This window comes from Streptomyces sp. NPDC103540 (assembly GCF_055584445.1).
This window is the reverse complement of sequence record NZ_JBVJMA010000001.1, coordinates 908,475-920,941: the sequence shown is the minus strand read 5'-3', so window position 1 is coordinate 920,941 and position 12,467 is coordinate 908,475. Positions and strand designations below refer to the sequence as shown.

Below are 12,467 nucleotides of genomic sequence, written 5' to 3'. Positions count from 1 at the left end.
AGGGGGCAGGTCTTAAGGTGCGGGCCGTGCGGGATCGGGTGCGGGTGGTGGTGCAGAGGGGCGGCCGGGAAACGGGCCGGGCGGGGCTCGCGCGGCTGCTGTGGGCGGGCGCCGAGCTGATCACGACCGTCGGGGTGGTGGTCGCGTTGCTGGTGGTGCACCAGGTGTGGTGGACGAACCGGCAGGCCGCCGTCGCCGCCCGGGACCGGGTCCAGGCCCTGGAACGGGAGTGGGCCGCGGCCGGCGCCGCCCCCGACGGGCTCGCGGACGGGGCCGGGGGAACCGGGGGGACTGGCGGGGCGGACGGGGTCGGAGCCGGTGCGCTCGACCCCGGCGGCGGACCCGGTGACGCGGCAGTCTCCGGGGCCGGGACCGGGCCACCGACCCCGGGACCCTCCGGTCGGCCCCCCGGGAGCGGCCCCCGGAGCCCGACCCGGGCCCCGACCGGCGACCCCGCGCCGACCCGGGCCCCCGCGCGCCAGGAGACGTACGCCGTCCTGCGCATCCCGCGCCTGGGCCTGTCCGTGCCCGTCGCCGCGGGCGTCGACAAGCGGGCCGTCCTGGACAAGGGCTACGCCGGGCACTACCCCGGCACCGCCCGGCCCGGTGAACGCGGCAACTTCGCGCTCGCCGGACACCGCAACACCCACGGCGAACCGTTCCGCCGCATCGACCGGCTCCGGCCGGGCGACGAGCTGATCGTGGACGTGCGGGGGCGCCGGTACGTGTACGTGGTGGGCAGGGTGCTGGAGCGGACCACCCCGCGCGACACCGGGGTGATCGCCCCCGTGCCGCGCAGCACGGTGAGGCCGGATTCCGGGTACGCCGAGGCCGGCTCGTACATCACGCTGACGACCTGCACGCCCGAGTACAGCTCCGCGTACCGCCTGGTGGTCTGGGGAACGCTGAGGCCGTAGCCGTCCTGTCGGCGGGTGCCGTTACCATCGATCACGAGTGCATCGATCACGAGTGCCCCGACGCGTACGGAAGTTCGGGGCGGCGACTGGAGAGGGGGTGGACCGCGTGGCCGGATCCTCCGACGGGCACCGCCCGTCCTTCGCGTCCTTCTCCGTGTCCTTGTCCGTCTTCTCGCTCCTTTCGCGGGCCCGGCGGGCCCCGCGCGTGCTCCTCGCCCTGTCCCTCACCCTGCTGCTCCTCGGCGGGGCGCTCGGCCTGATGGCGGGGGAGGGCGGGCTCGCGGGCGCCGTCGTCACCCTGGCCGTCGCCGTCGCGGCGGGCGCGGCGGCCCTGACCGCCCGCCTCGTGCGGCCCGTGCCGCCGCACCGCATACGCACCGCGATCCGTGATCGCGAGCGGCGCACGGCGTTCCTGCCGCAGCGCGATCCCGACGCCTCGGGCCGGTCGAGGCCCCGGGCTCCCGGCCGTCCCCTCCCGACGGCCGCGTAGGGGCGATCGGTTCCTCCCGTTCCTCCTGTTCCCCCGCGACCCCGGACCACCACGACCGACGGCTGATCTCCGCTCACGATCACCGCTCCGGTCCCGGGTCGCCCCTCACCGTCGTCCCTCGCGGGTCGTCACGCCGAAACGCACCTCTTTCGACGTTCGACGAGACCCCTCGGAGGGCCCACGTGTCCGTTTTCGTCAATCTTGTCTCCCAGTTGGGCCGGCTCCTGGAGCCGCTGCTCGCCGAGTCCGCGACCGCCGCCGCGATCGTGCTGTTCACCGTCCTCGTACGGCTCGCCCTGCACCCGCTGAGCCGGGCCGCCTTCCGCGGCGCGACCCCGGCGGCGGGCTGCCTTCCGCTGCTGCTCCAGCTGCCGGTGTTCTTCGTGATGTACCAGGCCTTCTCCTCCGCCGACGTCGGCGGGCACGCCAACGAGCTGCTGGGGCACCGACTGTTCGCCGCGCCCCTCGGCGCCCGTTGGACCGGGGCGCTCGCCGACGGCGGCCTCCTCGGGGACCGGGGGCTGGTGTTCCTTGGGCTGTTCGCGGCGATCGGGGTGGTCGCCGCCTGGAGCGCGGTACGGGGCCGGCGGGCCGCCGCGGCCGCGCCGGTCCCCGCGCCCGTGCCCGCGCGAGGTCCCGCCGGCGGGGGCGCGGCCGGAGGCGCCGGGGCGCGGCCCGCGCCGACGCCCGAGCAGCTGGAGGCGATGCGCAAGCTGGGCGGCGTACTGCCCCTGATGTCGTTCGGCACGCTGATCACGGCGGCCGTCGTCCCGCTGGCCGCCGGGCTGTACCTGCTGACCACCACGGCCTGGTCGGTGGCCGAGCGGGCCTGGCTCCAGCACCGCAAGGAGCGCGCCGCGGGGCCGGCGGGCGACGGAGCCGCGCGTTCCAGTCTGTGAACAGGGTCTTGCGGATTGGTCGGACATCTTGGAGGATCAGCCAATCCTCCGATGGCCGCAACCCATCGGCCGGCCCCGGGCACGCCCGCGGGCCGACCACCCACGACCACGGGAGAATGCCCATGAAGCTGCTGCGTGTCGGACCCGTCGGGTCGGAGCGCCCCGCGCTCCTCGACGAGGACGGGATCCTGCGGGACCTGTCCGGCCTGGTCACGGATGTGGACGGCGCCCTGCTGGCCGACGACTCGGCGCTGTCCCGGGTGCGCGAGGCCGCGGCGGCCGGCGAGCTTCCCGCCCTGGACGCGGAAGGGCTGCGCCCGGGCTCCCCGATCGGCCGGATCGGCAAGATCGTCGGCATCGGGCTGAACTACCACGGGCACGCGGCGGAGGTCGGCGCGGAGGCTCCGGCGGAGCCGATCGTCTTCCTGAAGTCCCCGGACACCGTCGTCGGCCCCGACGACACCGTGCTGATCCCGCGCGGCAGCGTGAAGACCGACTGGGAGGCCGAACTCGGCGTCGTCATCGGCAGCACCGCCCGCTACCTCGACTCCGCGGAGCAGGGCCTCGCGCACGTCGGCGGCTACGTGCTGGCCAACGACGTCACGGAGCGCGCGTTCCAGACCGAGCGCGGCGGCACCTGGGACAAGGGCAAGAACTGCGAGACCTTCACGCCGCTCGGCCCCTGGCTGGTCACCGCCGACGAGATCCCCGACCCCCAGGTCCTCGACGTACGGCTGTGGGTCAACGGCGAGCGGAAGCAGGACGGGCACACCTCGGACCAGATCTTCGCCGTCGGCGAGGTCGTCCGGTACCTGAGCCACTTCATGACCCTGTACCCGGGCGACGTCATCGTCACCGGCACCCCGGCCGGTGTGGCCGCGGGGCAGCCGGAGCCGAAGCCGTTCCTGCGGGCCGGTGACGTGGTCGAGGTGGAGATCGAGGGCCTCGGGCGCCAGCGCCAGGAGTTCAAGAGCGCCTGATCGGGGCGCGAAGCTTCCACCGGTGAGGGGCGGGCCGCCACGGGCGGCCCGCCCTTCACCCCTTCCCCGGCGCGGGGGAGCGGATCGGCCCCGGTCGGGAGCGCGGGGGAGCGGATCGGCCCCGGGTCGGGAGCGCGGGGGAGCGGATCAGCCCCGGTCGGGAGCGCCCAGCTCCACCACGACCCCGTCCCGCGAGGAGGTGCGCGCCGCCTCCAGGACCGCGAGGCAGTGCGCCGCCTCGTCCGCCGTGACCGGGGCCGGGCCGCCGGTGCGCAGGGCCCGCGCGACCGCCGCGTAGTAGGCCGGGTAGTCGCCCGGCGCCGTCCGTACGGGTACCCCGCCGCCGGTCAGCGGGGACTCGCCGGACCCCAGGCGCCCCCACAGGTGTTCCGGCTCCTCCCCCCACGGCTGCCCGTCGGCGCCGGGGCGCAGGCCCTCCCGCAGGGCGGCCTCCTGCGGGTCGAGGCCGTACTTGACGAAGCCGGCGCGGGAGCCGAGGACGCGCAGGCGCGGGCCGAGCTGGGCGGTGGTGGCGCTGACGTAGAGGTGCGAGCGGACGCCGCCGGCGTGGGTGAGGGCGATGAAGGTGTCGTCGTCGGTCTGCGCGCCGGGGCGGCGCACGTCGGTCTCCGCGTAGACCCGTACGGCCGGGCCGAACAGCACCAGCGCCTGGTCCACGACGTGGCTGCCGAGGTCGTAGAGCAGACCGCCGATCTCCTCGGGAGCCCCGGACTCGCGCCAGCCGCCCTTGAGCTGGGGCCGCCAGCGCTCGAAGCGGGACTCGAAGCGCTGGACCTCGCCGAGCTCGCCGGCGTCGAGGAGGCGGCGCAGGGTCAGGAAGTCGTTGTCCCAGCGGCGGTTCTGGAAGACGGACAGGAAGGTGCCGGTGCGCTCCGCGAGGGCGGCGAGCGCGCGGGCCTCGTCGGCGGTCGCGGCGAGCGGCTTGTCCACGACCACGGGGATCCCGGCGTCGAGGGCGGTCGTGGCGAGCGGCACGTGGGTCTTGTTCGGCGAGGCGACGACGATCAGGTCGGGGGCGTCCGCGGTGCCCGCGCGCGCCCACACCTCGTCGACGGAGGCGGCGACGCGCACGCCCGGGTAGGCGTCGCGGGCCTGCTCCTGCCGGCCGGGGTCGGAGGTGACGACCGTGTCGAGGACCAGGCCCTCGGTGGCGTGGACGAGGGGGGCGTGGAAGACGGAGCCGGCGAGCCCGTAGCCGACGAGCGCCACGCGCAGGGGTGCGGAGGTGGGGGAGGCGTTCATGGATTCCACTTTGGCAACAGCGTTGCGTAAGTGCAAGGAGGGTGGACAATGGGCCTGTGAACAGGGGCGACGAATCGGGTGGACGGGGCGGGGCGAACCTGCCCGCCCTGCGCGGGCACAACGACGCGCTGCTGCTGGACCTGCTGCGCGCGGCCGGCCCGCCGGGGCTCGGCCGCGCCGAACTCGCCGACCGTACGGGGCTCACCCCGCAGGCCGTCAGCAAGATCACGGCCCGCCTCGCGGCGGAGGGGCTGGTCGCCGAGGCGGGGCGCGACGCCTCCACCGGCGGCAAGCCGCGCACGCTGCTGCGGCTGGTGCCCGAGGCCCGGCACGCGATCGGAGTGCACGTCGACCGCGACGAGCTCACGGCCGTACGGGTCGACCTCGCCGGCCGCGTCCTCGCCCGGACGGGCGGACCGCTGGACTTCGGGGCGGGCCCGGACCCGGTCGTGGACGCCGTGTGCGCGGCGGTCCTACGGGTCCGGGGGCGCGCGGAATCCGATACCGGACCGCTGCCCGAGCCGCTCGGGGTGGGCGTCGCCGCCCCGGGCCCGCTCGACTGGCGCGGCGGGGTGCTGGGCCCGGTGACGGGCTTCCCCCAGTGGGCGGGATACCCGCTGCGGAAGGTGCTGGAGGGGCGTCTGGGGCTGCCGGTGGTGCTGGACAAGGACACCAACGCCGGGGTCGCGGCGGCGCCCGCCGGGCCCGGGACGGCCGCCTCGGCCTACCTCCACGTGGGGACCGGCCTCGGCGCCGGGCTGCGGCTCGACGGCGCGATCCACCGGGGCGCGCGCTCGGCGGCGGGGGAGTTCGGCCACCAGGTGCTGCACCTGGACGGACCGCTCTGCCGCTGCGGGGCGCGGGGCTGCCTGGAGGTGCTCTGCCTGGAGGCGGTGGCCCGGGGCGACGTGGCGTCGGCGGCGCGGATCCTCGGGGAGGGGGCGGCCAACCTGGTCGCGCTGCTGGACGTGGACGCGCTGCTGCTCGGGGGGCGGGTGGTCGACGCCGACCCGGAGGCGTTCGTGACGGGGGTGCGGGCGGCCCTGGCCGGCCGGGGCGCGGGCCACGCCGCCACCACCGTCACCCGTGCCGCCCGTGACGTGGCGGAAGGCGCCGCCGAACTGGCCCTGTCCCCCTTCTACGCCACACCGCCCCCCTTCGCCCCCCGCGCCTGACGCCCGGCCGGGGCCGCCCTGCCTGCGGGGCGCTTGAGGCGGAAGCGCAGAAGGGGCGGGACGCGGTGTCGACCCGGGGGCGAGGCCCCCGACCCCCGGCGTGGTCCCGGATACGGGACCCCGCTTGACCCTGTGCGCCGATCAGGCGTAAACCGGGAGGTCCGAGGCGCGGCGTGCCGGAGGGTTCGCGCGCGCGTGGCAGGGTGCGGACAGGCCGGGGCGATTGTCACCTCGTCCGATCATCTTCCCGTCCGGCGAGCAGCGAAGGTCTTCCATGCGAGTGCGCAAAGCCCTTGCCCTCACCGCCGTCCTCCTCGTCTGCGCCGCGCCCACCGCCGTCGCGGACATCGGTACCGGGGGCGGCGCCCGCCCCGCCCCCGCGCTGCCCTCCCGCGCGCACGCCACCTGCGGCGACGGCAAGAGCCCGGCCTTCCCCATCGGCGCCCGCATCCGCGGCGGCCCCGCCGTCTACCGGGCCGGCGGCGAACCGCAGACCTGGCTGCTCGACCTCACGAACACCACCGGCGACACCTGCACCGCGATCCACCCCGTCGTCGTCCTCACCGACCAGGCCCGGGCCCTGCGCCCCGCCCACCTCCGGATGGAGTTCGACGCCCCCGGCGGCTCGTACCCCGTCAGCCTGGAACGCACCGACCGCGACGAGATCATCGCCGTGTTCGACGGCGGCGACGCCTTCCCGGGGTTCTCCGTCGGCGCGGGCGGCTCGCTCACCGTCAAGGTCCGCCTCGCGTTCTCCGGCGCCGCCCCGCACGGTGAGGTCCTGGCCGACGCCGCTCTCGTCCAACGCAAGGGGGAGCACGGCGACGACGGGGAGTGGGTCGGGGAGGCCGGTGGCTACCGCTTCTCCGTCGAGGGCCCGGACGGGGAGTCCGCCGACGCCGCCTCCCTCGCCCACACCGGCCCGCGCGACTGGGCGTACGGGACCGCCGCGCTGGCCGCCCTCACCGCCGGCGGCGGCCTGCTGCTCGGCGCCCGCCGGCTGCGCTGATCGCACCCGGCCGCCCCCACCGACCGGCGCCCGACCGGCGCCCGGCCGCCGCCCGACCGGCGTCCGCCCGAGCCGTTCACCCGCCCCACGTACAGTCCGAGCGTGGAAGAACGGATCCAGCCCCATCGCCCCGGTTCGCCCGTCCGCTCCGGCATCCCCGAGCACGGTCGCGTCCCCAAGTACTACGCCGTCAAGGCCCGCGTCGCGGAGCTCCTCGACGAGCTGGGGGAAGGCGGCACGCTCCCCACCGAACGCGACCTCGCCGAGCGCTACGGGGTGTCCCGCGAGACCGTCCGCCAGGCCCTGCGCGAGCTCCTCCTCGAAGGCCGGTTGCGCCGCGCCGGGCGGGGCACCGTCGTCGCCGGACCGAAGCTGGAGCAACCGCTGTCGCTGGCGAGCTACACCGAGGGCGTCCGCCGCCAGGGCCGTCGCCCCGGCCGCAACCTCATCGGCCTGGAACGTTTCCCCTGCCCGCCCGAACTGACCCGGGGCATCGGGGCCGAGATCGGCGAGCCCGTCTGGCACCTGGAGCGCGTCCTGCTGGCCGACGACGAGCGCGTCGGGCTGGAGAGCACGTACGTCCGCGTCGCCCGCGCCCCCCACCTCGACGTCGATTTCAAGCCGGACTCCTCCTTCTACGGGTATCTCCACGACCACCTCGGAATCGCCTTCGGCGACGCCGACGAGAAGCTGGAGACCGTCCTCGCCACCCCCCGCGAGGCCCTGCTGATCGGGACCCCGCCGGCGCTCCCGATGCTGCTGATCCACCGCTTCTCGCGGGACCGGGACGGCCGCCCCCTGGAGCGGGTGCGTTCGCTCTACCGTGGCGACCGGTTCAGTTTCACGACCCGCCTGAAGCCGGAATAGCGGCACCCGATCCCACCCGTACGCACCCAAAAAGGGCACCTCGACATCACGAGAAGATAACGGGTCTGGTCCAAACGTCGGAGCCTGTTCACCGACCCGTCGCCACCGCGATCCCCCCGGGTCACGGGCCCCGCCCACCGTGGTCGGCGTGAGAGTCATAGTCGTCGGAGGCGGCGTGGTCGGCACCATGCACGCCTGGCAGGCAGTGGAACGCGGCCACGAGGTCGTACAGATCGAGCGAGAAGTGGAGGCCCGTGGCGCGTCGCTGCGCAATTTCGGCCAGATCTGGGTCAGTGGGCGGGCCGGGGGAGAGGAACTCGACACCGCCCTGCGCGCCCGCGAGCTCTGGGAGCGCATCGGCGCGCGGGTGCCCGGCCTGGGCTTCCGCGCCATCGGCTCCCTCACCCCCGTCCGCACCCCCCACGAGTACGCCGTCGCCGAGGCGGCCGCCGCCCACCCCGACGCCGCCGCCCGCGGCCACGCGCTGATCACCGCCGCCGAGGCGCGGCGGATCAACCCGGCACTGCGCGGCGCGTTCGACGCGGCCCTGTGGTGCGAACGGGACGCCGCCGTCGAGCCGCGCACCGCCCAACTCCACCTGCGCGAAGCCCTGCGGGCCTCCGGCCGCCACACCTTCCTGCCCGGACGCGAGGTCCGCGAGGTCGTCGGCCCCGGAGCCGTCCGCGACGACCACGGCGACGTCCACCGCGGGGACGCCGTCGTCCTGGCCACCGGCGCCTGGCTGTCCGGCCTGGTCCGCGAACTCGCCCCCGAACTGCCCGTACGCCGCGTACGGCTCCAGATGATGCAGACCGCCCCGCTCGGCGAACCGCTCACCACCTCGGTAGCCGACGCCGACAGCTTCCGCTACTACCCCGCCTACCGGAGCGACGCCCTCGACGCCCTGGACACCGAACAGGCGCAGGCGCCGATCGCCGCCGCGCACCGGATGCAGCTCCTGATGGTCCAGCGCCTGGACGGCGGACTGACCATCGGCGACACCCACGAGTACGAACACCCCTTCGCGTTCGACACCCTCGAAGACCCCTACGAGCACCTCACCGAGGTGGTCGAAGCCTTCCTGGGCCGCCCGCTGCCGAAGATCAGGCACCGCTGGGCGGGCGTGTACGCGCAGTGCACCGACACCACCCGCGTCGTCCACCGCCAACAGGTGGCCGACGGCGTCTGGCTGGTGACCGGACCCGGCGGACGCGGCATGACCTGCTCGCCCGCCATAGCCGAGACCACCGCGAACGAACTGGGCTGGTGAGCCACATGACCGACACGACCGACCGCACCCCCACGACCGACCCGACCGACATCGACATCGATACCGACACCGACACCGACGGCGCGAGCACCCCCCGCCACCGGCTCGTCGTCCTCGACATGGCCGGCACCACCGTCGCCGACGGCGGCCTCGTCGAGCGGGCCTTCGAGCGCGCCGCCGCCCACCTCGGCGTCGAACCCGGCAGCGCCGACCACGCCGCCAAGCTCCGCCACGTCCGCGACACCATGGGCGAGTCGAAGATCTCGGTGTTCCGCCGCCTCTTCGGTACGGAGGCCCTCGCGCGCCGGGCCAACACCGCCTTCGAGCAGGCCTACGGGGAACTCGTCGACGGCGGACTCGTCGCCCCGGTCCCCGGCGCCCGCGCCGCCATCGAGAGGCTCCGCGCCGACGGCCGCACCGTCGTCCTGACCACCGGCTTCGCCCGCGTCACCCAGGAGGCCATCCTCGACGTCCTCGGCTGGCGGGACCTCGCCGACCTCACCCTGTGCCCCGCCGACGCCGGCGGCCGGGGGCGCCCGTACCCCGACATGGTGCTGGCCGCTTTCCTGCGCACCGGAGCCGCCGCCGACGTCCGCGAGGTGGTGGTGGCCGGCGACACGGCGTACGACATGCTGAGCGGCCGGCGCGCCGGGGCCGGGATCGTCGCGGGCGTCCTCACCGGGGCCCACGACCGCGCGGGGCTCGAAGCGCACGGCGCGACCCACGTCCTGGCCTCCGTCGCCGACCTGCCCGCACTGCTGGAGCGGGAGACCCGGGCGTGAGCGGCATCCGCTTCGACTCCGTGTCCGTCGCCTACGCCGGCAACACCGTCCTGGACTCCCTCGACCTGACCGTCGAGCCCGGCGAGGTCATGGCACTGCTGGGCCCCTCCGGCTCCGGCAAGACCACCGCCCTGCGCGCGGTCGCCGGTTTCGTACGGCCCGCTTCCGGCCGGGTGCTGATCGGCGGCCGGGACGTGACCGCCCTCCCGCCGCACAAGCGCGGCATCGGGATGGTCGTCCAGCAGTACGCGCTCTTCCCGCACCTGCGGGTCGAGGAGAACGTCGCCTTCGGCCTCAAGGCGCACAAGGCCCCCAGGGCCACGATCCCGGCCCGGGTCGCCGAGGCCCTGGAGATGACGGGCATGGCGGCGTACGCCAAGCGTCACCCCCGCGAGCTGTCCGGCGGGCAGCAGCAGCGCGTCGCCATCGCCCGCGCGCTCGCCATCCGCCCCGGGGTGCTCCTGCTCGACGAGCCGCTGTCCGCCCTCGACGCGCAGTTGCGCTCCGGGATGCTCGCCGAACTGGCCCGCCTGCACCGCGAACTGCCCGACGTGTCCATGCTGTACGTCACGCACGACCAGGTGGAGGCGCTCACCCTCGCCGACCGGATCGCCGTCATGGACCGGGCCCGCCTCCAGGACTGCGGCACCCCGCAGCGGCTGTACCGGGCGCCGCGCACGGAGTTCACCGCCTCCTTCGTCGGCAACGCCAACCTGCTGCCCGTCACCGTGGCCGAACGCGGCGCGGTCTTCGAGGGCCGGACGCTGACCCTCGACCGGGGGCGCGCCGCCCCGGGCGCCGCGGCCACCCTGTGCGTACGGCCGCACCTGATCGGCCTCGGGGCCGGCCCGAACGCGCTGCGCGGCAGGATCACCGAGGTCCAGTGGCGGGGCTCCACGCACCGGCTCCACGTCGACGTGGCCGGCCACGGGCTCAAGGCGGACCTGCCCGAGCTGCGCGAGACCCCGGCCCTGGGCGACGAGGTGACCCTGCACTTCGAGCCCCGCGACGCCGTGCTGCTGGCGGCGGGGGTGTCGGATGCCTGACATCTCGCACCGGGCCGCGCCCCCGCCGGCCGCCACCGCGCGACCCCCCGTCCCCGACCCCACCCCCGGCCCCGACCCCACCCCCACCCCTGCGGCCGACCCGGCTCCCACGGCCGCCGCCCCCGCCCCCCGGTCGGACCGGTTCCGCCTGCCGCGCGGCGCGTGGGCGGTGCCCCCCGTCGCCGTGCTCGCCCTGGTGTTCCTCTACCCCCTGGCCCTGGTGGTCCGGCAGTCCCTCACCCCCGAGGGCGGCGGCGGGGCCTTCGACGCCTACGCCTCCGTGTTCGCCTCCACCGCCTTCCACGAGGCCCTCGGCACCACCGTGTGGCTGGCCGTCGGATCCACCGTCGGCTGCCTGGTCCTCGGCTTCACCCTCGCCCTGATCATCGCCTTCGTCCCCTTCCCCGGGGCGAGGGCCGTCGCCAGGTTCATCGACGTCTTCCTTTCCTTCCCCTCCTTCCTCATCACCCTCGCCCTCCTCTTCCTCTACGGGACGGTGGGCATGGCCAACGGGCTGTGGAGCGACCTGACCGGCGCCGCCGACGGCCCCTTCCACTTCCTCACCACCCCCTGGGGCGTCCTCCTCGCGGAGATCACGTACTTCACGCCCTTCGTGATGCGCCCGCTCCTCGCCGCCTTCTCCCAACTGGACACCGCCCAGCTGGAGGTGGCCTCCTCCCTCGGCGCGGGACCGGCCCGGATCATCCGGCGGGTCATCCTCCCCGAGGCCCTGCCCGCCCTCGCCGCCGGCGGCAGCCTCGTCCTCGTCATGTGCCTCAACGAGTTCGGGATCGTCCTGTTCACCGGAGCCAAGGACGTCACCACCCTCCCGATGCTCGTCTACGGCAAGGCGATCCTCGAATCCGACTACGCGGCCGCCTGCGTGGTCGCCGTCGTCAACATCGCGATCTCCCTCGGACTGTTCGGCCTCTACCGGGTGGTGGGCAAACGTGCTGGTGCATAGCAAGACCGGCCGCCGGGCCGCCTGGGCCCTGTTCGGCCTCCTCTTCCTGCCCCTCTTCGCCCTGCCGCTGCTCGTCGTGGTCGCCGCGTCCTTCTCGACGCACTGGTCCGGCGCCTTCCCCTCCGGCCCGACCACCGCGCACTACGCCTCCGCCGTACGCGGCGAATCCCTGCGCGCGCTCACCACCTCGCTGGTCACCGCCCTGGTCGCGAGCCTGCTCGCGCTCACCGTCGGCGGCTGGGCGGCCCTGGCCGCCGCCGGGCTGAAGGCGCGCGGGAAGCGCGTCCTGGACGCCCTGTTCATGCTGCCGGTGGCCGTGCCGTCCGTGGTCGTCGGGCTGGCCGTCCTGGTCGCCTTCAGCCGGCCCCCGCTGCTGCTCAACGGCACGAGCGCGATCGTCTTCCTGGCCCACGCCGTCCTCGTCACGGCCTTCGCCTACCAGTCGGTCTCGGCGGCCGCGGCCCGCCTCGACCCCGCCTACGAGCAGGCGGCCGCCTCCTTGGGAGCCGGTCCCGCGTACGTGCTGTGGCGGGTCAGGATCCCCCTCCTGCTGCCCTCCCTGACGGCCGCCGCCGGCCTCTGCTTCGCCCTGTCCATGGGCGAGCTGAGCGCCACGATGATGCTCTACCCGCCCGACTGGACCCCCCTGCCCGTCCGGATCTTCACCGCCACCGACCGGGGGTCGCTCTTCGCGGGCTCCGCCGTCGCCGTGGTCCTGATGGCCGCCACCCTGCTGGTCCTGTACGCCGTCTCCCGCGTCCGCACCAGAGCCACGTACCGCTGACCCCCTTCCCCGTAAGGAAGT

Annotated in this window: 13 protein-coding genes; 12 read left to right on the top strand and 1 reads right to left on the bottom strand. The window is 75.2% G+C overall.

The genetic code is table 11. The features are described from left to right. Window positions 1-26 precede the first annotated feature (26 nt). From ACZ6ZI_RS04100 to ACZ6ZI_RS04085, 4 genes are all read left to right on the top strand, one after another. Complete coding sequence (locus tag ACZ6ZI_RS04100) at window positions 27-917, top strand: class E sortase (protein ID WP_469515481.1); 891 nt, start codon at window positions 27-29, stop codon at window positions 915-917. Window positions 918-1,077: 160 nt separating this feature from the next. Next, window positions 1,078-1,407 (top strand): DUF6412 domain-containing protein, encoded by a 330-nt coding sequence (locus tag ACZ6ZI_RS04095; RefSeq protein ID WP_469515862.1) that lies wholly within the window; start codon window positions 1,078-1,080, stop codon window positions 1,405-1,407. A 182-nt stretch (window positions 1,408-1,589) separates the two neighbouring features. Then, a complete protein-coding gene (locus ACZ6ZI_RS04090) occupies window positions 1,590-2,306 on the top strand; it encodes a YidC/Oxa1 family membrane protein insertase (RefSeq protein ID WP_469515479.1) in 717 nt (238 codons plus the stop codon). Window positions 2,307-2,428: 122 nt separating this feature from the next. Further along, a complete protein-coding gene (locus ACZ6ZI_RS04085) occupies window positions 2,429-3,286 on the top strand; it encodes a fumarylacetoacetate hydrolase family protein (protein ID WP_469515476.1) in 858 nt (285 codons plus the stop codon). 147 nt (window positions 3,287-3,433) lie between these two features. Here the strand turns inward: ACZ6ZI_RS04085 and ACZ6ZI_RS04080 are convergent, their stop codons facing one another. Continuing rightward, window positions 3,434-4,549, bottom strand: a complete 1,116-nt coding sequence (locus ACZ6ZI_RS04080; RefSeq protein WP_469515473.1) for a Gfo/Idh/MocA family oxidoreductase — start codon at window positions 4,547-4,549, stop codon at window positions 3,434-3,436. Between the two features lie 56 nt (window positions 4,550-4,605). Here ACZ6ZI_RS04080 and ACZ6ZI_RS04075 point away from each other — a divergent pair, with 56 nt between their 5' ends. The 8 genes from ACZ6ZI_RS04075 (at window position 4,606) to ACZ6ZI_RS04040 (ending at window position 12,446) form a co-directional block, all read left to right on the top strand. Then, complete coding sequence (locus tag ACZ6ZI_RS04075; protein ID WP_469515471.1) at window positions 4,606-5,724, top strand: ROK family transcriptional regulator; 1,119 nt, start codon at window positions 4,606-4,608, stop codon at window positions 5,722-5,724. 274 nt (window positions 5,725-5,998) lie between these two features. Continuing rightward, window positions 5,999-6,733 (top strand): hypothetical protein, encoded by a 735-nt coding sequence (locus tag ACZ6ZI_RS04070; RefSeq protein ID WP_469515469.1) that lies wholly within the window; start codon window positions 5,999-6,001, stop codon window positions 6,731-6,733. Between the two features lie 102 nt (window positions 6,734-6,835). Further along, window positions 6,836-7,600 (top strand): GntR family transcriptional regulator, encoded by a 765-nt coding sequence (locus ACZ6ZI_RS04065; RefSeq protein ID WP_469515467.1) that lies wholly within the window; start codon window positions 6,836-6,838, stop codon window positions 7,598-7,600. Between the two features lie 148 nt (window positions 7,601-7,748). After that, window positions 7,749-8,870: a TIGR03364 family FAD-dependent oxidoreductase gene (locus ACZ6ZI_RS04060; RefSeq protein WP_469515464.1), complete on the top strand. Its 1,122-nt coding sequence runs from the start codon at window positions 7,749-7,751 to the stop codon at window positions 8,868-8,870. Window positions 8,871-8,875: 5 nt separating this feature from the next. Beyond that, window positions 8,876-9,652: a phosphonatase-like hydrolase gene (locus ACZ6ZI_RS04055; RefSeq protein WP_469515460.1), complete on the top strand. Its 777-nt coding sequence runs from the start codon at window positions 8,876-8,878 to the stop codon at window positions 9,650-9,652. Continuing rightward, window positions 9,649-10,698, top strand: a complete 1,050-nt coding sequence (locus ACZ6ZI_RS04050) for an ABC transporter ATP-binding protein (RefSeq protein WP_469515458.1) — start codon at window positions 9,649-9,651, stop codon at window positions 10,696-10,698. The genes ACZ6ZI_RS04055 and ACZ6ZI_RS04050 overlap by 4 nt, the downstream gene beginning before the upstream one ends. Further along, window positions 10,691-11,662, top strand: coding sequence for a 2-aminoethylphosphonate ABC transporter permease subunit (locus ACZ6ZI_RS04045; RefSeq protein ID WP_469515455.1), 972 nt, complete (start codon window positions 10,691-10,693; stop codon window positions 11,660-11,662). The genes ACZ6ZI_RS04050 and ACZ6ZI_RS04045 overlap by 8 nt, the downstream gene beginning before the upstream one ends. Then, window positions 11,649-12,446: an ABC transporter permease gene (locus ACZ6ZI_RS04040; protein ID WP_363054455.1), complete on the top strand. Its 798-nt coding sequence runs from the start codon at window positions 11,649-11,651 to the stop codon at window positions 12,444-12,446. Before ACZ6ZI_RS04045 ends, ACZ6ZI_RS04040 begins: the two co-directional genes overlap by 14 nt. Window positions 12,447-12,467 lie beyond the last annotated feature (21 nt).

Bases quoted from the DNA above. Each gene is read 5' to 3' on its own strand.
- ACZ6ZI_RS04080 (WP_469515473.1), bottom strand. From the start codon at position 4,549: ATGAACGCCTCCCCCACCTCCGCACCCCTGCGCGTGGCGCTCGTCGGC.
- ACZ6ZI_RS04085 (WP_469515476.1), top strand. From the start codon at position 2,429: ATGAAGCTGCTGCGTGTCGGACCCGTCGGGTCGGAGCGCCCCGCGCTC.
- ACZ6ZI_RS04055 (WP_469515460.1), top strand. From the start codon at position 8,876: ATGACCGACACGACCGACCGCACCCCCACGACCGACCCGACCGACATC.
- ACZ6ZI_RS04045 (WP_469515455.1), top strand. From the start codon at position 10,691: ATGCCTGACATCTCGCACCGGGCCGCGCCCCCGCCGGCCGCCACCGCG.
- ACZ6ZI_RS04070 (WP_469515469.1), top strand. From the start codon at position 5,999: ATGCGAGTGCGCAAAGCCCTTGCCCTCACCGCCGTCCTCCTCGTCTGC.